Annotated in this window: 2 protein-coding genes; both read left to right on the top strand. The window is 75.7% G+C overall.

From position 1 onward, the window contains the following. Positions 1–11: 11 nt before the first annotated feature. Positions 12–15,494, top strand: a complete 15,483-nt coding sequence (locus AB0L89_RS26810) for a type I polyketide synthase (protein ID WP_365145794.1) — start codon at positions 12–14, stop codon at positions 15,492–15,494. Positions 15,495–15,604: 110 nt separating this feature from the next. Beyond that, positions 15,605–22,156, top strand: coding sequence for a type I polyketide synthase (locus AB0L89_RS26815; protein ID WP_365145797.1), 6,552 nt, complete (start codon positions 15,605–15,607; stop codon positions 22,154–22,156). The last annotated feature ends 1 nt before the right edge of the window (position 22,157 follow it).

A 22,157-nucleotide genomic window follows, 5' to 3' on the forward strand; every position in this document is an offset into this window, starting at 1 on the left:
ACTCGTCCCCCATGGCGAATGAAGAGAAGCTCTTCGACTACCTCAAGCGCGTGACCGCGGAGCTCAAGGAGACCAAGTCACGCCTGCGCGAGGTGGAGTCGGCGGCCGCCGAACCCGTGGCGATCGTCGGCATGAGCTGCCGTTACCCCGGCGGCGTCGCCTCGCCCGAGGAGCTGTGGCGGCTGGTGGCCGACGGCTCCGACGCCGTCTCCGGGATCCCCCTCGACCGCGGCTGGGACGTGGCGGGCCAGTTCGACGTGACGGGCGAGCGCGCCGGCACGTCGTACGTCGCCGAAGGCGGATTCCTGCACGAGGCCGCCGAGTTCGACGCCGCCTTCTTCGGCATCTCGCCGCGCGAGGCCCTCGCGATGGACCCGCAGCAGCGCCTCCTCCTGGAGACCTCCTGGGAGCTGTTCGAGCGCTCCGGCATCAACCCGACGAGCCTGCGCGGCAGCGACACCGGCGTCTTCGTGGGCTCCAGCTTCCACGGGTACGGCGACCCGGCCACCGCCCCCGACGAGGTGCAGGGCTATCTGCTCACCGGGCGCGCCGACAGCGTCATCTCCGGGCGGATCTCCTACACCCTCGGCCTGGAGGGCCCGGCGCTCACCGTCGACACGGCCTGCTCCTCCTCCCTGGTCGCCCTCCACCTGGCGGTCAACGCGCTGCAGCGCGGCGAGTGCTCGCTCGCGCTCACCGGCGGCGTGATGGTCATGTCGACGCCCGAGGTGTTCGTCGGGTTCAGCCGCCAGCAGGGGCTCTCCCGCGACGGCCGCTGCCGCGCGTTCGCCGACAGCGCGGACGGCACCGGGCTCGGCGAGGGCGTCGGCCTGCTCCTGGTCGAGCGGCTCTCCGACGCCCGCCGCAACGGCCACCAGGTCCTCGCCGTCGTCCGCGGCACCGCCGTCAACCAGGACGGCGCGTCCAACGGCCTCACCGCCCCCAACGGCCCCTCCCAGCAGCGCGTCATCCGCCAGGCCCTCGACACCGCCGGGCTCGCCCCCGCGCAGGTCGACGTCGTCGAGGCGCACGGCACCGGCACCACCCTCGGCGACCCCATCGAGGCCGACGCGCTGCTCGCCACCTACGGCAAGGAGCGGCCCGCGGAGCGCCCGGTGCTGCTCGGCTCGGTGAAGTCCAACATCGGCCACACCCAGGCCGCCGCGGGCGTCGCCGGCATCATCAAGATGGTCGAGGCCATGCGCCACGGCACCGTCCCCAAGACGCTGCACGTGGACGAGCCCACCACCCACGTCGACTGGGCCTCCGGCGCCGTCGAGCTGGTCACCGAGGCCCGCCCCTGGCCCGACACCGGGCAGCCGCGCCGCGCCGGTGTGTCCTCGTTCGGCGTGAGCGGCACCAACGCGCACGTCATCGTCGAGCAGGCGCCGGCCGACGAGAGCGCCGACGCCGAGGCCGCCGCGCCGGTCGACGGGCCCGCCGCGTCCGGCGTGGTCGCCACCGGCGGCGTCCTCTTGTGGCCGCTCTCCGGCCAGTCCGCCGCCGGACTGCGCGGACAGGCCGCCGCCCTGCGGGAGTTCACCGCCACCGGCGCGTCCTCGCCCGCCGGCATCGGCCGCTCCCTCGCCCTGACCCGCGCGGGCCTGGAGCACCGCGCCGTGGTCATCGGCGCCGACGCCGACGAGCTCGCGGCGGGCCTCGCCGCGCTGGAGAACGGCGAGCCCGCCGCCGGGGTCGTCTCCGGCCTGCGCTCCGGCGACACCTCGTCCGACGTCGTCTTCGTCTTCCCCGGCCAGGGCGCCCAGTGGGCGGGCATGGCCACCGAACTCCTCGCGACCTCGCCGCAGTTCGCCGCCCGGTTCGCACAGTGCGCCGCCGCGCTCGCCCCGCACATCGACTGGGTGCCCGCCGACGTCCTGCACGAGCGCGCGGGCGCGCCGTCCCTGGACCGGGTGGACGTCGTCCAGCCGATGCTGTGGGCGGTCATGGTCTCCCTGGCCCACCTGTGGCGCAGCCACGGCGTCGAGCCGTCCGCCGTCGTGGGCCACTCCCAGGGCGAACTGGCCGCCGCCGTCGTCGCCGACGTCCTCTCGCTGGACGACGCGGCCCGCGTCGTGGCGCTGCGCAGCCGCCTCATCGGCCGAGAACTGGCGGGCCAGGGCGGCATGGTCTCCCTGCCGCTGCCCCGCGCCGTCGCCGAGGAGCTCATCGCCCCCTGGGACGGCCGCATCGACGTCGCCACGGTCAACGGCCCGCAGTCCACCGTCGTCGCCGGTGAGGCCGCGGCCCTGGACGAGCTGATGGCCGCCTGCGAGCGCGACGAGCTGCGCGCCCGCCGCATCCCCGTGGACTACGCCTCCCACACCGCGCAGGTCGAGCAGCTGCGCGACGCGCTCCTCGACCTCGCGGCCCCGGTGACGCCGCGCCCGGCCCGGGTGCCGATGTACTCCACGGTCACCGCCGAACTCCTCGCGGACGGCACGGCCGACGCCGAGTACTGGTACCGCAACCTGCGCGAGCCCGTCCGCTTCCACGACACCGTCCAGGCCCTCGTCCGTGCGGGCAGCACCACCTTCGTCGAGGCCAGCGCCCACCCCGTGCTGACCGCCGCCGTCCAGGACACCGGCGGCGCGCTCGACACCGAGGTCGCCGCCGTCGGCACCCTGCGCCGCGACGAGGGCGGCCCGCGCCGCTTCCTGGCCTCCCTCGCCGAGCTGTGGACGCACGGCGTGGAGCCCGACTGGCAGGCCGTGTTCGCGGGCACCGAGGACGACCGCGCCGACCTGCCCACGTACGCCTTCCAGCGCCGCCGCTACTGGCTGGACAGCGCGGCCGGCACCGCCGACGTCGCGGGCGCCGGGCTCACCGCGCTCGCCCACCCGCTGCTGTCCGCGGGCATCGCGCTCGCCGACGGCGAGGGCTACGTCTGCACCGGGCGCCTCGGCCCCGACTCCCACCCCTGGCTCGCCGACCACACGGCCGCGGGCCGCACCGTCGTCCCCGCCGGTGTCCTCCTCGAACTCGCCCTGCACGCGGGCGAGCACCTGGGCGCCGACCGCCTCGCGGACCTGGAGATCCACCGGCACCTGGTGCTGCCCGACGGCGCGCAGGGCACCGCGCCCGGCGTGGACGTGCAGGTCGTCGTGGACGCCCCCGACGAGCGCGGCGAGCGCCGCGTCCGCGTCTTCGCCGGCGCCGACACGGACGGCGACCCGGACCGCGCCTGGACCCTGCACGCCACCGGCACCCTCGGCACCCGCACCGACGCGGGCGCCCCCGACGAACTCGGCGGCACCTGGCCGCCCACCGGCGCGACCGCCGCCGACCCCGACGAGCTCTACGGGCGCCTGGCCGCCGCCGGTCTCGCCCTCGGCCCGGTCTTCCGCGGCCTGCGCGGCGTCTGGCACAGCGGCCGCGACGTCTTCGCCGAGGCCGAGCTGACCGAGTCCGCGGCCGGTGACGCCGCGCGGTTCTGCGTGCACCCCGCCCTGGTCGACGCCGCGCTGCGGCCCGCCGAGGGCACGACGCCCGCCGCCTTCACCGGCGTCGAACTGCACGCCACCGACGCCACCGCCGTGCGCGTACGGCTGCGGACCGTCGCCGCCGACACGCTCGAACTGCTCCTGACCGACCCCACGGGCCGCCCCGTCCTCACCGTCGAGCAGGTCACCACCCGCCCGTTCGACGCCGCCGAGGCCGCCGGCGCGCCGCAGGCGCTGTCCTCGCTGTACGAGGTCTCCTGGACCGCGCTGCCGGAGACTTCCGCCGCACAGGGCACCGCACGCCACGCCTTCCTCGGCGAGGGCGCCGCTCCACAGGGCGCCACCGTCCTCGCCGACCTGGACGCGCTGCGCGCCGCCGTCGCCGACCCGGCCGCCGCACCGGACACGGTGTTCCTGACGGTGCCGGGCACCACGGACGCCGGGGCCGACATCCCGCGGGCCGCGAGGGACGCGGCGGCCGAGATCCTGGAGACCCTCCGCGCCGTCCTGACCGACGACGCGCTCGAAGCCGTCCGGCTGGTCGTCCTCACCGAGCACGGCGCCGCCGTCTCCGCGGACGAGCCCGTCGAGGTGCCCGCGGCGACCGCGCGCGGCCTGGTCCGCTCGGCCGCCGCCGAGTACCCCGGCCGCGTCACCCAGATCGACCTCGACGGCACGGCCGCCTCCCGCGCCGCGCTGCCCGCCGCCGTCGCCACCGCGACCGCCGCCGGGGAGCCGGAGACCGCCCTGCGCGAGGGCACCGCCCTGGTGCCCCGCCTGGGCCGGGTCCGCGACGCCGGGCCCGCGCCCTTCCCGCGCGACGGCGAGGGCCCAGTCCTGATCACCGGCGGCACCGGCGTCCTCGGCGCCGCCGTCGCCCGCCACCTGGTCACCGGGCACGGCGTCACCGAGCTGGTGCTCGCCGGCCGCCGCGGCCCGGACGCCCCCGGCGCCGCCGACCTCACCGCCGAACTCGCCGCGCTGGGCGCCGACGTCCGCGTCGTGGCCTGCGACGTGGCCGACCGGGACGCGGCGGCCGAGCTGATCGCCGCCCTGCCCGGACTGCGCGGCGTCGTGCACGCGGCCGGCGTCCTGGACGACGGCGTCGTCGCCGCGCTCACCCCCGAGCGCCTGGACACCGTCCTGCGGCCCAAGGCCGACGCCGCCTGGCACCTGCACGAACTCACCGCGGACCTCGACTTCTTCGTCCTGTTCTCCTCCGCCGCCGGTGTCTTCGGCGCCCCCGGCCAGGGCAACTACGCGGCGGCCAACGCGTTCCTCGACGCCCTCGCCCGGCACCGCCGCGCCCAGGGCCTGCCCGCGCACTCCATGGCCTGGGGCCTGTGGGCCGACGCCAGCGCCATGACCGGCGTACTCGACCAGGTCGACCTGCAGCGCATCGGCAGGGCCGGCGTACGGCCCCTGTCCACCGAGACCGGCCTCGCCCTCTTCGACGCGGCCCTCGGGCTCGACCGGGCGCTCACCGTGCCCATCGGCCTCGACCTGGCCAAGGCCCGCGCCGCCGACACCGTGCCCGCGCTGCTGCGGGGCCTGGTGCGCCCGCGGCGCGCCCTCGGCCGGGCCGCCGCCGAGAGCGCCACCCTGGAGCTCGGCGACCGTCTCGCCGCGCTCCCCGGAGCCGAGCGCCGACGCACCCTCGTGGAGCTGGTGCGCGCCCAGGCCGCCGCCGTGCTCGGCCACGACGGCACCGACGAGGTCGGCGCCGACCGGCCGTTCAAGGCGCTGGGCTTCGACTCGCTCACCGCCGTCGAACTGCGCAACCGCCTCAACACCGCGACCGGCGTACGGCTCTCCGTCACCGCCGTCTTCGACCACCCCACCCCCCTCGCGCTGGCCGCGCACCTGCTGCCGCTGGTGCTGCCCGGCGCCGGGACCGAGGGCACGGACCGGCCCGCCGCGGTCACCGTGGCGCGCGCCGACGACGAGCCCATCGCCATCGTCGGCATGGGCTGCCGCTTCCCCGGCGGCGTGACCTCGCCCGAGGAACTGTGGCGGCTGCTGGCCGACGAGCGCGACGCGCTCTCCGACTTCCCCGCCGACCGCGGCTGGGACCTGGACGCCCTGTTCGACCCGGACCCGGACCGCGCGGGCACCTCCCACACCCGCACCGCCGGATTCATCGACGACGTCGCCGACTTCGACGCGGAGTTCTTCGGGATCTCGCCGCGCGAGGCGCTCGCCATGGACCCGCAGCAGCGGCTCCTCCTGGAGACCACCTGGGAGGCCATGGAGCGTGTCGGCATCGACCCGCTGAGCCTGCGCTCCACCCCGACCGGCGTCTTCATCGGCGGTGCCGTCTCCGGCTACAGCACCGACCTGTTCACGACGGAGGACGGCCTCGACGGCCACCTCCTCACCGGCAACGCGACCAGCGTGGCCTCCGGCCGCCTCTCGTACACGTTCGGTTTCGAGGGTCCCGCGGTGACGGTGGACACGGCGTGCTCCTCGTCGCTGGTGGCGCTGCACCAGGCGGTGCAGGCACTGCGGCAGGGCGAGTGCACCCTTGCCGTGGCGGGCGGTGTCGCCGTCATGCCCACCCCGCGGCTCCTGGTCTCCTTCAGCAGGCAGCGCGGGCTGTCCCAGGACGGCCGCTGCAAGGCGTTCGCGGCGGACGCGGACGGCACCGGGTTCGCCGAGGGCGTCGGCGTCCTGTTGGTGGAGCGGCTTTCGGACGCGCGGCGCAACGGGCACGAGGTGCTCGCGGTGGTGCGGGGTTCGGCGGTGAACCAGGACGGTGCGTCGAACGGTCTGACGGCGCCGAACGGTCCGTCGCAGCAGCGGGTGATCCGTCAGGCGCTGGCGAGTGCCGGGCTCGGCGCGGCCGAGGTCGACGTCGTCGAGGCCCACGGCACCGGCACCTCCCTGGGCGACCCGATCGAGGCGCAGGCCTTGATCGCCACGTACGGCCAGGACCGGCCCGAGGACCGGCCCCTGCTCCTCGGCGCCCTGAAGTCCAACATCGGCCACACGCAGGCCGCCGCCGGTGTCGCCGGCGTCATCAAGATGGTCGAGGCGATGCGGCACGGGATGGTGCCCAGGACGCTGCACGTCGACGAACCGACCCCGCACGTGGACTGGTCCGCGGGCACGGTCGCGCTGACGACCGAGAGCCGCGCGTGGCCGGAGACCGGGCGGCCGAGGCGCGCCGGTGTCTCCGCGTTCGGCATCAGCGGCACGAACGCGCACGTGGTTCTGGAGCAGGCGCCGGTGGAGGCACCGGCCGCCGTCGACGCCGAACCCGCCGGGGAGCCGGCCGCCGACGGCCCGCTGCCGTGGGTCGTCTCCGGCCGCACCGCCGCGGGGCTGCGCGGACAGGCGGCGCGGCTGCGGGAGTTCGCGGCGGGTGCCGAGGCGTCCGACACGGACATCGCCTGGTCGCTGCTCTCGACCCGGGCGGGCCTCGAACACCGTGCCGTCGTGCTCGGCGAGAACCGCGCGGACCTGCTGGCCGGGCTCGACGCCCTGGCCGCCGGCGAACCGGCCGGGAACGTGGTCCGCGACCTCACCGCGGGCGAGCGCCCGATGGCCCTGGTGTTCTCGGGGCAGGGTTCTCAGCGGGTCGGTATGGGTCGTGAGTTGGTGGGTCTGCCGGGGTTCGGTGAGGTCTTCGAGGAGGTGTGCGGTGCCTTTGACGCGGTGTTGGATGTGCCGTTGCGTGAGGTGTTGTGGGCGGAGGAGGGCTCGGAGCGTGCGGGTCTGATCGACGAGACGGTGTACACGCAGTCGGGTCTGTTCGCTTTTGAGGTGGCGCTGTTCCGGCTGCTTGAGCGGTGTGGAGTGCGTCCGGATTACGTGATGGGTCACTCGGTGGGCGAGTTGGCTGCTGCTCATGTGGCGGGTGTGTGGTCGCTTGAGGATGCCGTTCGTGTGGTCGCGGCTCGGGGTCGTCTGATGCAGGCGCTGCCCGCCGGTGGCGTGATGGTCTCCCTCGAAGCCTCCGAGGAGCAGGCGCTCGCCTGGCTCGCCGAGGCCGGGGCGGACGACGAGGTCTCGCTGGGTGCGGTGAACGGTCCGTCGTCCGTGGTGGTTTCCGGTGCCGGGGCTGCGGTGGAGCGGGTGGCGGAGCTGGCGCGGGCGGCCGGGTGCCGGACGCGGCGGCTGCATGTGACGCAGGCGTTCCACTCGCCGCTGGTGGAACCGGTGCTTGAGGAGTTCGCCGCCGTCCTGCGCGAGGTCTCGTTCGCCGAGCCGTCGCTTCCCGTTGTCTCCAATGTGACCGGTGAGGTGGCCGGGGCCGGTGAGCTGACCGATGTGGACTACTGGGTACGCCATGTGCGTCAGGCCGTGCGCTTCGCCGACGGGGTGGAGTGCCTGGTCGAGCGGGGCGTGACGGAGTTCGTCGAGGTCGGCCCCGAGGCGGTGCTCAGCGGTCTGGTGCAGGGCCGTGGCGAGGGCGTCGTGGCGGTGCCCGCGGTGCGGGTCACCCAGGGCGAACTCGCCTCCTTGGTCCAGGCGTTGGCGCGCCTGCACGCCCGGGGTGCCGAGGTGACCTGGCCGACGCTGCGTCCCGGACGCCGTGTCGCCCTGCCCACCTACGCCTTCGACCGGCAGCGCTACTGGCCCCGGCGCTCCGCACCGGCCGGCGTGGAGGCCGCCATCGGATCGGTCGGCCTCGAACCCACCGGGCACCCGCTGCTCGGCGCCCGGGTCGGTCTGGCCGACGGCGACGGCGTGCTCCTCACCGGCCGGATCTCGCTGGCCGAACAGCCCTGGCTGGCCGACCACGCGGTGCTCGGCACGGTCCTCTTCCCCGGCGCGGGCTTCGTCGAGATGGCGCTGCGCGCCGGTGACGAGGTCGGCTGCGACGGCGTCGAGGAGCTGACGCTGCACGCCCCGCTGGTGCTGCCCGAGGGCGTCACCGCGCGGATCCAGCTCACCGCGGGCGACGCCGACGACGAGGGCCGGCGCTCCTTCACGGTGTACGCGAGGACCGGCGACGCCGGGCAGTGGGTCACCCACGCCACCGGTGTGCTGGCCCCGGCCCAGGCGGCCCCCGCGCCGTCCGCCGTCTCCGAGGTGTGGCCGCCCGAGGGCGCCGTACCCGTCGAGGTGGCCGGGCTCTACGACGCGATGAGCGAGGGAGGCTTCGCCTACGGGCCCGCCTTCCAGGGGCTCAGGGCGGCCTGGCGCCGCGGGTCCGAGGTGTTCGCCGAGGTCCGGCTGCCCGAGGGCGGCGACGCGGGCGACGCGGCCGACTTCTGCCTGCACCCCGCCGTCCTCGACGCGGCCCTGCACGGCGTGGGCCTCCTCGAGGCGTCCGGCGGCGCCGAGCCGCCGCGCGGGCTGCCGTTCTCCTGGGAGGGCGTACGCCTGTACGCCACCGGTGCGAGCACGGTGCGGGTCCGCCTCGCCCAGGCGGGCAGCGGCGTCACGGTGACCATGACCGACGGCGCCGGGCTGCCCCTGGCCTCCGTCGGCTCGCTCGCCCTGCGCCCGGTCACCGGCGACCAGCTGCGCGCCGCGCGCGGTCACGGCGACTGGCTGTACCGCGCGGGCTGGGCCGAGGTGTCCCCGGTCGCGGCCCCCGACGGCGCTTCCCGGCCCGTCTGGGCCGCGGTCGGCGACACGGCTGCCGCGCTCACCGGTACGGCCGACGCGGACGTCACGGCGTACGCGGACCTCGCCGCGCTCGCCGCGGCCCTCGACGCGGGAGCCACCGCGCCGGAAGCCGTCGTCGTCACCTGCCCGGACCTCGCCGGGGACGGCGTGGACGTACCGGAGGCGACGAGGGAGGCCACCGGCTGGGCGCTGGAGACCGCGCAGACCTGGCTCGACGACGACCGGTTCGCCCCGGCCCGCCTGGTCCTGGTCACCCGCGGCGCGGCCACCCTCGACACGGAGTCCGCCGACGTACCGGGCCCGAACCTGCCGCACGCCGCCGCCCGCGGCCTGCTCCGCTCGGCCCAGTCCGAGCACCCCGACCGCATGGTGCAGCTCGACCTGCCCACCGGGTCCGTCGACGAGGCGGCGTCCCTGGTGGCCGCCGTCCGGACCGCACGCGCGGCCGGCGAGCCCGAACTGGTGCTCCGCGACGGCGCGTCGTGGGCGCCGCGGCTTGCCCGCACGGCCCCGGCGGACCCCGGCGAGCGGACCGGCGGCGCCGAGCCCGCTCCTGTGTGGGACCCGCGGGGCACCGTCCTGATCACCGGCGGCACCGGCGTCCTCGGCGCCGCCGTCGCCCGCCACCTGGCCACCGAGCACGGCGTACGCCACCTGCTGCTGCTCGGCCGGAAGGGCCCGCAGGCCCCCGGCGCGCAGGAACTGGTCGCCGAACTCGCCGCGCTCGGCGCCGAGGCCACCGTCGCCGCCTGCGACGTCGCCGACCGGGAGAGCCTGGCCGCCGTCCTCGCGGACGTCCCCGCCGACCGGCCGCTGCGCGGCGTGGTCCACTCCGCGGGCGTCGTCGACGACGGCGTCGTCTCCTCGCTGACCCGCGAGCGGATCGACACCGTGCTGCGGCCCAAGTCGCAGGCCGCCTGGAACCTGCACGAGCTGACCGCGGACCTGGAGCTCGGCGCGTTCGTGCTGTTCTCGTCCGCCGCCGGCATCCTCGGCGCCGTGGGCCAGGCCAACTACGCGGCGGCCAACACCTTCCTCAACGCCCTGGCCGAGCACCGCAGGGCGCGGGGCCTGCCCGCGCACGCGCTGGCCTGGGGCCTGTGGGAGCAGCGCAGCACCATGTCCGGCGTCATGAGCGAGCAGGACCTCGCCCGTGTCTCGCGCGGCGGCATGTCCGCCCTGTCCATCGAGGACGGCCTCGCGCTGCTCGACGCGGCGCTCGCCGCCGCCGAACCGGTGCTCGTCCCGATGGCGTTCGACCCGGCCGCCGTCCGCGGCGAGGCCGCGGGCATCCCGCCGGTGATGCGCGCGCTCGTGCGCACCACCGCCCGGCGGGCCGCGGGCACGGAGCCGACCGGCGGGCTGCGCGACCGGCTGCGCACCCTGCCCGCCGCCGCCCGCGAGGAGGAGCTGCTGCGGCTGGTGCTGCGGCACGTCACCGCCGTGCTCGGCTACGCGGCGGACGCCGACCTGGAGTCCGACCGGGCCTTCTCCGACCTCGGCTTCGACTCGCTGACCGCGGTGGACCTGCGCAACCAGCTCGCCACGGCCACCGGGGTGCGGCTGCCCGCCACGCTCGTCTTCGACTACCCGACGCCCGAGGCGCTCGCCCGCCACCTGCGCGCCGAACTCGTGGGCGAGGACGCCGATTCGGCGGCCCCGGCCCTCGTGGCGCAGGTGGCCTCCGGCGATGACGACCTGATCGCGATCGTCGGCATGAGCTGCCGCTACCCGGGCGGTGTCCGCACCCCCGATGAGCTGTGGCAGCTGGTCGCCGAGGGCCGCGACGGCGTCACGCCGTTCCCCGAGGACCGCGGCTGGAACGTCCGCGACCTGGTCGACCCGGACGGCACGCGCCCCAACACCAGCTACGTCGGCGAGGGCGGATTCCTGCACGACGCCGCCGAGTTCGACCCCGAGTTCTTCGGGATCTCGCCGCGCGAGGCGCTCGCCATGGATCCGCAGCAGCGGCTCCTCCTGGAGACCACCTGGGAGGCGTTCGAGTACGCGCAGATCGATCCCGCCTCCGTACGCGGCAGCCGCGTCGGCGTCTTCGCCGGGCTCATGTACCACGACTACGCCGCCCGGCTGCCGTCCATCCCGGAGGAGGTCGCCGGCTTCCTCGGCAACGGCAACACCGGCAGCATCGCGACCGGCCGTGTCTCGTACACGTTCGGCTTCGAGGGTCCCGCGGTGACGGTGGACACGGCGTGCTCCTCCTCGCTGGTGGCGCTGCACCAGGCGGTGCAGGCGCTGCGGCAGGGCGAGTGCACGCTGGCCCTCGCGGGCGGGGTCGCCGTCATGGCGACCCCGGACTCCTACGTCGAGTTCAGCCGTCAGCAGGGCCTCGCGCCCGACGGCCGCTGCAAGTCCTTCGCCGCCGGTGCCGACGGCACCACCTGGTCGGAGGGCGTGGGCCTGCTCCTGGTGGAGCGGCTTTCGGACGCGCGGCGCAACGGGCACGAGGTGCTCGCGGTGGTGCGGGGTTCGGCGGTGAACCAGGACGGTGCGTCGAACGGTCTGACGGCGCCGAACGGTCCGTCGCAGCAGCGGGTGATCCGTCAGGCGCTGGCGAGCACCGGGCTCGGCGCGGCCGAGGTCGACGTCGTCGAGGCGCACGGCACCGGCACCCCGCTCGGCGACCCGATCGAGGCGCAGGCCGTCCTCGCCACGTACGGCCAGGAGCGCCCCGAGGGACAGCCGCTCCTGCTGGGCTCCCTGAAGTCCAACTTCGGCCACACGCAGGCCGCCGCGGGCGTCGCGGGCATCATCAAGATGATCGAGGCGATGCGGCACGGGATGGTGCCCAGGACGCTGCACGTCGACGAACCGACCCCGCAGGTGGACTGGTCCGCCGGTGACGTCGAGCTGGTGACCGAGAGCCGCGCCTGGCCCGAGACGGGCCGCCCGCGCCGTGCCGCCGTCTCGTCGTTCGGCATCAGCGGCACGAACGCCCACGTCGTCCTGGAGCAGGCGCCGGCCGAGCCCGCCGCCGTCCCGGACGACGAGCCGGCCGAGCGGCCCGAGGCCGACGGCGTCGTGCCCTGGGCGCTCTCCGCCCGCTCGGCCGCGGGGCTGCGCGGACAGGCGGCGCGGCTGCGGGAGTTCGCGGCGGGTGCCGAGGCGTCCGACACGGACATCGCCTGGTCGCTGCTCTCCGCACGCTCCGCCATGGAGCACCGCGCCGTGGTCACCGGCCGCACCCGCGAGGAGCTCCTGCGCGGCCTCGACGCCGTCCTGGCCGGCGAGCCCGCCGCCCACACGGTCCTGGACCGCGCGAAGTCAGGCCGCACCACGGCCCTGGTGTTCTCGGGGCAGGGTTCTCAGCGGGTGGGTATGGGCCGTGAGTTGGTGGGTCTGCCGGGGTTCGGTGAGGTTTTCGAGGAGGTGTGCGGTGCCTTTGACGCGGTGTTGGAGGTGCCGTTGCGTGAGGTGTTGTGGGCGGAGGAGGGCTCGGAGCGTGCGGGTCTGATCGACGAGACGGTGTACACGCAGTCGGGTCTGTTCGCTTTCGAGGTGGCGCTGTTCCGGCTGCTTGAGCGGTGTGGAGTGCGTCCGGATTACGTGATGGGTCACTCGGTGGGCGAGTTGGCCGCGGCTCATGTGGCGGGTGTGTGGTCGCTTGAGGATGCCGTTCGTGTGGTCGCGGCTCGGGGTCGTCTGATGCAGGCGCTGCCCGCCGGTGGCGTGATGGTGTCGCTGGAGGCCTCGGAGGAGCAGGCGGGGGAGTGGATCACGGAGGCTTCGGCCGGTGATCAGGTCTCGCTGGGTGCGGTGAACGGTCCGTCGTCCGTGGTGGTTTCCGGTGCCGGGGCTGCGGTGGAGCGGGTGGCGGAGCTGGCGCGGGCGGCCGGGTGCCGGACGCGGCGGCTGCACGTGACGCAGGCGTTCCACTCGCCGCTGGTGGAGCCGGTCCTTGAGGAGTTCGCCGCCGTCCTGCGCGAGGTGACCTTCAACGAAGCCGGAATCCCGGTGGTCTCGAACGTGACGGGAACGGTCGCGGAAGCGGGCGAGCTGGGCACGGTCGAGTACTGGGTACGGCACGCGCGTCAGGCGGTGCGCTTCGCCGACGGGGTGGAGTGCCTGGTCGAGCGGGGCGTGACGGAGTTCGTCGAGGTCGGTCCCGAGGCGGTGCTCAGCGGTCTGGTGCAGGGCCGTGGCGAGGGCGTCGTGGCGGTGCCCGCGGTGCGGGTCACCCAGGGCGAACTGGCCTCCTTCGTCCAGGCGTTGGCGCGTCTGCACGCCCGGGGTGCCGAGGTGACCTGGCCGACGCTGCGTCCCGGACGCCGTGTCGCCCTGCCCACCTACGCCTTCAACCGGCAGCGCTACTGGCTGGACGTCCCCGCCGCCGACGGCGAGGGCCACACCTCCGAGGTGGACCAGGCGTTCTGGTCCGCCGTCGAGGGCGAGGACATGGACGTACTCGTCCGCACCCTCGGCGTCGACGACGACGAACGCCGGGCACCGCTGCGGGAGATCCTGCCGGTCCTCGCCGACTGGCGGCGCCGGTCCAGGGAGCGTTCGGACCTCGGTGAGCTCTGCTACGACGTCAGCTGGCAGCCGCTCGTGGAGCAGCCGGGCCGGGCGACCGGCACCTGGCTGCAGATCACCGCGGGCGGCCCGGCGGCCGCCGCGTCCGCCGAGGCCCTGGAACAGCAGGGGCTCGACCTCGTCACCGTGGACCTGTCCGCCGACCTGGCGGACGGCGCCGGACCCGACGCGCTCGCCGAGCGGCTGCGCGCCGCGCTCACAGACACCTCCGCGCGCGGTGTGCTGTCCCTCCTCGCGCTGGCCGAGGGGCAGGACGACGCCTGGCCGCTGACCGTGACGCACGAACTGGTGCGCGTGCTCGGCGAGTCGGGCGTCACCGCGCCGCTGTGGTGCCTCACCCGGGGCGCCGTCGCCGTCACCGGCGGCGACCCGCTCCGGCCGGACCAGGCGCAGGTGTGGGGCCTCGGCCGCGTCGCCGCTCTGGAGCACCCCGAGCGCTGGGGCGGTCTGGTCGACCTGCCCGACACGCTCGGGGCGCGGGACGCGGCACGCCTGGCCTCCGTCTTGGCCGGGGACAGCGGCGAGGACCAGGTGGCGCTGCGCTCCGGCGGGCTGTTCGCCCGGCGGCTGCGGCGCGCGCCGCTCGCGGTCACCGCGGACGGCACGGGCTGGACGCCGCGCGGCGCCGTCCTGGTCACCGGCGGCACCGGCGCCCTCGGCGCCCACGTCGCCCGCCGTCTGGCCCGCTCCGGCGCCGAGCACCTGGTGCTCACCAGCCGCCGGGGCCCGCAGGCCCCCGACGCCGCGGCGCTGGAGGCCGAACTGACCGCCCTGGGCGCCCAGGTGACCGTCGCGGCCTGCGACGTCGCCGACCGGAGCGCACTGGACGCGCTGCTCGACCGGCTCGCCGCCGACGGCGTACGCATCACGGCGGTGCTGCACACGGCGGGCGTCGCCCAGTCCAGCCGCATCGACGAGACCGGACCCGAGCAGGTCACCGCCCTCAGCGCGGGCAAGACCGACGGCGCCCGCCATCTGGACGAGGCCTTCGCGGACACGGAGCTGGACGCCTTCGTCCTGTTCTCCTCCACGGCCGGCGTCTGGGGCGGTGCCGGACAGGGCGCCTACGGAGCGGCCAACGCCTACCTCGACGCGCTCGCCGAACGGCGCAGGGCGCGGGGCGCCGTGGCCACCTCGGTGGCCTGGGGTCCGTGGAGCGAGGGCGGCATGGCGGCCCAGGACGACGCCGAGGCGCACCTGCGCAGGCGCGGCGTGCGGGCGCTCGCCCCGGACACCGCGCTGACCCTGCTCCAGCACGCGGTCGACCAGGGAGTGGCCTCCCTGACCGTGGCCGACGTCGACTGGGAGAAGTTCGCCCTGTCGTACACCTCGACCCGGCCGAGCACCCTCCTGTCCGACATCCCCGAGGCACGGCAGGCACAGACGCCCGCCGAGCCGGTCAAGGACGACGCCGACGCGTTCGCGCGGCGCCTCGCCGGACTCTCCGGCGCCGAGCAGCAGCAGGCGCTCACCGAACTGGTGCGCACGCACGCGGCGGCCGTCCTCGGCCACACCGGGATCGCCGCGATCGAGGCGGACAAGCCGTTCCGGGACGTGGGCTTCGACTCGCTGGCGGCGGTCGAGTTCCGCAACCGGCTGACCGAGGCCACCGGGCTCGGCCTCTCCGCCACGTCGATCTTCGACTACCCGACCCCGGCCGAGCTCGCGGAGCACCTGCGCGGCGAACTGGGCGGGGACGAGCTGTCGGAGAAGTCCGTGCTGGCCGAGATCGACCGTCTGGAGGGCAGGCTCGCCGCGGTCGCGGGGCAGGCCGCGCCCTCCCCGGACGTGCTGGCCAGGCTGACGGCCCTGGTGGAGCGCTGGTCCACGGAGTCGCCGCGCGAGACGGCGACCGAGCATCTCCAGACCGCGTCGCGTGACGAGGTCTTCGACTTCATCGAGAACGAGCTGGGCCTGTGAACGACAGCAGGCCACACGGCACGAACGGGCCGGCACACGCCGGCGGAACCGCGCGCACGAGCGGCGAGCGGCAAGGCGTAAGGCGGCGAGACACACGAATGGGATCCACCATGGATGAGGACAAGACTCTCGACTACCTCAAGCGGGTCACCGCCGACCTGCACAAGGTCCGCGGCCGGCTGCGCGAGGTCGAGGACGCCGACCGGGAGCCCATCGCCATCGTGGGGATGAGCTGCCGGTTCCCCGGCGGCGTCGGCTCGCCCGAGCAGCTGTGGGAGCTGGTGCTCCAGGGCGCCGACGGCGTCAGCGAGTTCCCCAAGGACCGCGGCTGGGACCTGGCCGCGCTCTTCGAGGGCACCCCCGGCGAGGAGGCCAGGTCGGCAACCCGCGCCGGCGCGTTCCTGCACGACGCCCCCGACTTCGACGCGGACTTCTTCGGGATCTCGCCGCGCGAGGCGCTCGCCATGGACCCGCAGCAGCGGCTCCTCCTGGAGACCTCCTGGGAGGCCATCGAGCGGGCGGGCATCGACTCCAAGACCCTGCGCGGCAGCAGGACCGGTGTGTTCGTCGGCACCAACGGCCAGGACTACGCCACCCTGATGCTCGGCGACAACCAGTCCGAGCTGGCCGGGTTCATGGGCATCGGCAACGCCGCCAGCGTCGCCTCCGGCCGCATCGCCTACACCTTCGGCTTCGAGGGCCCCGCGCTCACCGTCGACACGGCCTGCTCCTCCTCCCTGGTCTCGCTGCACCTGGCCGCGCACGCGCTGCGCAAGGGCGAGTGCACGATGGCGCTGGCCGGCGGCGTGACGATCATGTCGACGCCCAGCATGTTCACCGAGTTCACCAAGCAGCAGGGCCTCGCCTCCGACGGGCGCGTCAAGGCGTTCGCCGCCGCGGCCGACGGCACCGCCTGGGGCGAGGGCGTCGGCGTGCTCCTCGTCGAGCGGCTCTCCGACGCCCGCCGCAACGGCCACCCGGTCCTCGCCGTGCTGCGCGGCTCCGCCGTCAACCAGGACGGCGCGTCCAACGGCCTGACCGCCCCCAACGGCCCCTCCCAGCAGCGCGTCATCCGCCAGGCGCTCACCAACGCCCGCCTGTCCGCCGCCGAGGTCGACGTCGTCGAGGCGCACGGCACCGGCACCAAGCTCGGCGACCCCATCGAGGCGCAGGCGCTGCTGGCCACCTACGGGCAGGACCGGCCCGAGGACCGGCCGCTGCTGCTCGGCTCGGTGAAGTCCAACATCGGCCACACCGCGGCCGCCGCGGGCGTCGCGAGCGTCATCAAGACCGTCCTCGCCCTGCGCCACGGCGTCGTACCGCCCACCCTGAACGTCGACGAGCCCACCCCGCACGTCGACTGGCGGGCCGGGGACGTGCGCCTGGTCACCGAGGTCACCGACTGGCCGCGCACCGGGCAGCCGCGCCGCGCCGGCATCTCCGCCTTCGGCGTCAGCGGCACCAACGCGCACGTCATCCTGGAGGAAGTCCAGGAAGAGGCCGCCGAGGCCGCCGCGGCCGAGCCGTCCGCCGAGACCGGCGGGACGCCCGCCGAGAACCTCGTGCCGCTCGCCGTCGACGGCGCCACCGTGCCGTGGGCCGTCTCCGGGCACAGCCCCCGCGCCCTGCGCGAACAGGCCGCCCGGCTGGGCGCGTTCGCCGCCGCGAGCGACGCGGACACCCTCGCCGTGGGCCGCTCGCTCGCGCTGCACCGCACCCCGCTGCGCCACCGCTCCGTCGTCCTGTCGGGGGAGCGGGACGGGCTCCTCGCCGGTCTCGACGCCGTCGCCGCACAGGAGACCTCCGCGCACGTCGTGACGGGCGAGGCCGCCTCCGCCGACGCGAAGGTCGTCTTCGTCTTCCCCGGCCAGGGCTCCCAGTGGGCCGGCATGGCCATCGAACTCATGGCCGCCTCCCCGGTGTTCGCCGAGGCCATGCGCGCGTGCGCCGACGCCCTCGCGCCCCACCTCGACTGGGACCCGCTGGAGCTGCTGCGCAGCGGCGAGAAGCTGGAGCGCGACGACGCCGTCCAGCCCGTCCTGTGGTCGGTCATGGTCTCGCTCGCGCGGCTGTGGCGCTCGCTGGGCGTCGTGCCCGCCGCCGTCGTCGGCCACTCGCAGGGCGAGATCGCCGCCGCCTGCGCGGCGGGCGCGCTCTCCCTGGCCGACGGGGCCCGGCTCGTGGCGCTGCGCAGCCGGGTGTTCAACGAGCACCTGTCGGGCAAGGGCGCCATGTACTCGCTCTCCGCGACGCCCGAGCAGGCCGCCGCGCTCATCGGGGACCGGGCCGGGGTGTGGATCGCCTCCACCAACGGCCCCGAGTCCACCGTCGTCGCCGGTGACCTCGACGCGCTCGCCGAGGTCAACGCCGAGGCGGAGGCCGCCGGTCTGCGCCCGCGCAAGGTCGGCATCGAGTACGCCTCGCACACCCCGCACACCGAGCGGGTCCGCGACCAGCTCCTGGAGCTCGCCGCGCCGGTCGCGCCGCGCGCCGGGCAGACGCCCCTGTACTCGACCGTCACCGCGGGCCCGGTGCCCGGCGAGACGCTCGACGCCGAGTACTGGTACCGCAACCTGCGCGAGCCCGTCCGCTTCCACGAGACCATCCAGCTCCTGCTGGACGAGGGCAACACCGCCTTCGTCGAGGTCAGCCCGCACCCGGTCCTGCTGACCGCCGTCCAGGACACCGTCGCGAACCAGCCCGCCGGCGCCCGCGAGGCCACCGTCACCGGCACCCTGCGCAGGAACGACGGCGGCACCCGCCGCCTGCTGACCTCGCTGGCCCAGCTGTGGACCGGCGGCGCGCACGTCGACTGGGACACCGTGTACGGCCCGGCCGACACCGTCGACCTGCCCACCTACGCCTTCCAGCGCCGCCGCTACTGGCTGACGGGCGCCGCCGGCGGCGCGGCCGACGTCTCGGGCGCCGGACTCTCCCTGGTCGGCCACCCGCTCCTGGCCGCGGGCGTCGAGGCCGCCGACGGCGACCGCTACGCCCTCACCGGCCGGCTCTCCACCCACAGCCACCCCTGGCTCGCCGACCACCAGGTCCTCGGCCGCGTGCTGGTCCCCGGCACCGCGCTGGTCGAACTCGCCCTGCGCGCGGGCGAGTACGCGGGCTGCGGCCAGGTCGCCGAACTCATCCTCCAGAGCCCGCTCGCGCTGCCCGCCGAGGGCCCTGGCGTCGACGTCCAGGTCACCGTCGGCGAGCCCGACGAGACCGGCGGCCGCGCGGTGGGGATCTTCTCCCGCCCCGCCGACGGCAGCGCCCAGGAGTGGACCGCGCACGCCACCGGCACCCTGACCGCGCAGCCCGCCGCCGCGCCCGCCGCCGACCAGGGCGCCTGGCCGCCGGCCGACGCCACCCCCGTGCCCGTCGAGGGCCTGTACGAGCGGCTGACCGAGTGGGGCTACGCCTACGGGCCCGTCTTCCAGGGGCTGCGCGGCCTGTGGCGGCGCGGCGGCGAACTCTTCGCCGAGGTCGCCCTCGACGAGCGGGGCGGCGCGGACGCCGGCCGGTTCGGCGTCCACCCCGCGCTCGTCGACGCCGCGCTGCACAGCCAGATCGCCACCGCGCTCGACCAGGACAACGGCGTCGAGCCGAGGCTGCCGTTCTCCTTCGGCGGCGTACGGCTGCACGCCACCGGCGCCACCGCCGCCCGCGTCCGGCTGACCCCGAACGGCGACAACGCGCTGACACTGACCATGACCGACCCCGCGGGCCTGCCGCTGCTCACCGTCGACGAGCTGACCTCGCGTCCGGTGGCCGCCGCCGACGTGCGCGAACGCCCCCGCGTGGACGGGCTGTACCGCCTCGACTGGGCCGCGCTGCCCGAGTCCGAGGAGACCGTGCGCACCCTCGCGGTGCTCGGCGCCGCGGACGACCTGCCGGAGACGGCCGAGGTGACCGGCCGCCACACCGGACTCCCCGCGCTGCAGGAGGCCGTGCGCAGCGGCGAGGAGCTGCCGGACGTCGTCCTGCTGCCCGTGCCCACCAGCACCGGCGACACCGTCGCCGCCACCCGCGAGGTGACCGGCGCCGTCCTGGAGGCCGTCCAGGCGTGGCTCGCCGCCGAGGAGACCGAGGAGGCCTGCCTGGCGGTCGTCACCCGCGCGGGCGCCGCCGCCGTCCCCGGCGACACCGTCGACCCCGTGCACGCCGCCGTGCGCGGCCTGGTCCGCTCGGCCTGCTCGGAGAACCCGGGCCGCGTCGTCCAGATCGACGTCGACACCGACGTCCGCTCGGCCGCCGCGCTGCCCGCCGCGATTCGCGGCGCGGTCGCCGCGGGGGAGACGGAGAGCGTGGTGCGCGCGGGCGACGCCCTGGTGCCGCGGCTCGCCCGGGTGGCGCCCGCCGACACCCTCACGCCGCCCGCCGAGGGCGCGTGGAGCCTCGACGTGGACGGCAGCGGCACGCTGGAGGGCCTGCGGCTCGTGCCGTGCCCGCCGGCCGAGGTGCCGCTGACCGAGGGACAGGTGCGGATCGAGGTCCGCGCCACCGGCGTGAACTTCCGTGACGTGCTGCTCGCCCTCGGCGTGGTCGACGTCGCCCAGTCCTTCACCGAGATGGCCTTCGGCTCCGAGGGCGCCGGCTTCGTCAGCGAGGTCGGGCCCGGCGTCACCGGCGTCGCCGTGGGCGACCGCGTCATGGGCCTGCTGTCCGGCTCGTACGCGGGACCGGTGGCCATCGCGGACGCCCGCACCGTCGCCCCGATCCCCACCGGCTGGTCGTTCGCCCAGGCCGCCGCCGTGCCCACGGTGTTCCTCACCGCCTACTACGCGTTGCAGGACCTGGCGCGCATCAAGGAGGGCGAGTCGCTGCTCGTGCACGCCGCGGCCGGCGGCGTCGGCATGGCCGCCGTGCAGCTCGCCCGGCACTGGGGCATCGAGGTGTACGCCACCGCCAGCGAGCCCAAGTGGCCCACGGTGCGCGCCTCCGGCATCCCCGCCGAGCGCCTGGCCTCCTCCCGCACCCTGGACTTCGCCGAGACGTTCCGCGCCGCCAGTGGTGGCCGTGGCGTCGACGTCGTCCTGAACTGCCTGGCCCGCGAGTTCACCGACGCCTCGCTCGACCTCCTGGTGCCCGAGGGCCGGTTCATCGAGATGGGCAAGACCGACATCCGCGAGCCGGAGGCCGTCGCCGCCTCCTGGCCCGGCACCTTCTACCGCTCCTTCGACCTCGGCGAGGCGGGCGCGGCGCGGATCGGCGAGATGCTCACCGACCTCGCCCGGCTCTTCGAGGAGGGCGTGCTCGCCCCGCTGCCGGTGACCACCTGGGACGCCCGCCGCGCGCCCGAGGCCTTCCGCTACCTCAGCCAGGCCCGGCACGTCGGCAAGGTCGCCCTGACCATCCCCACCGCGAAGCTGGACGGCACCGTCCTGGTGACCGGCGGCACCGGCGCCATCGGCGGCGCCGTAGCCCGCCACCTCGCCGGGACCCAGGGCGTCACGGACCTCGTCCTCACCAGCCGCCGCGGCCCCGAGGCGCCCGGCGCCGACGAGCTCGTGCGGGAGCTGGCCGAACTCGGCGCCACCGCCCGCGTGGTGGCCTGCGACACCGCCGAACGCGCCGACCTCGCCCGCCTGCTGGACGGCATCGCGGACCTGAAGGGCGTCGTGCACGCCGCAGGCGTGATCGACGACGGCGTGCTCACCGCGCTGAACCGCGAGCGCCTCGACACGGTGCTGCGCCCCAAGGTCGACGCGGCCTGGCACCTGCACGAGCTGACCCGCGGCAAGGACCTCGCGCTGTTCGCGCTGTTCTCCTCCGCCGCCGGAGTGTTCGGCGCGCCGGGCCAGGCCAACTACGCCGCCGCCAACGCCTTCCTGGACGGCCTCGCGCACCACCGCCGCCGCCTCGGGCTGCCCGCGCAGTCGCTGTCGTGGGGACTGTGGGCGCAGGCCAGCGGGATCACCGGCGAACTCGACAAGACCGACCTCGACCGGATGGCCCGTACCGGCGTACGCGCCCTGTCCACCGCCGACGGACTCGCCCTGTTCGACGCCGCCACCGGGGACAACCACACGCACACCGTCCCCGTGCAGCTCGACCCGGCCCGGTTCACCGGCGCCGTCCCGCCGCTGCTCAGCGGTCTGGTCAAGGCCCCGGCCCGGCCGACCGCGTCCGCCGCCGCGCCCGCGGCGGGCACCGCGGGCGGCGGGCTGGCCGAGCGCCTGGTCCAGCTGTCGCCGCAGGAGGCCGAGGAACTGCTCACCGAGGAGGTGCGCCGCCAGGCCGCCGTCGTCCTCGGCCACGACGACACCGAGACCGTCGGTGCGCAGCGGCCGTTCAAGGACCTCGGCTTCGACTCGCTCACCACCGTCGAACTGCGCAACCGGCTCAACTCCGCCACCGGTCTGCGTCTCCCGGTCACCCTGCTGTTCGACCACCCCACCCCGGCGGCCGTGGCGGCGCACCTCAAGCAGCAGCTGCTCCCCGAGGTCGACGCCGCCGAACTGGCCGTGAGCCAGCTCGGCAAGCTGGAGGCGCTGCTCGCCGAGGTCGCCGAGGACGACCCGGCGCGCGCCAACCTCACCGTGCGGCTGCGCGCCGTCGTGGCGAAGTGGACCGAGGGCGAGGGCACGACGGACTCGGTCGACCTGACCGACGCCACCGACGCGGAGCTCTTCGAGCTCATGGACAACAAGCCCTGGTCCAGCTGAC

It is taken from the genome of Streptomyces sp. NPDC052114 (genome assembly GCF_040680155.1).
Taxonomy (GTDB): Bacteria; Actinomycetota; Actinomycetes; order Streptomycetales; family Streptomycetaceae; genus Streptomyces.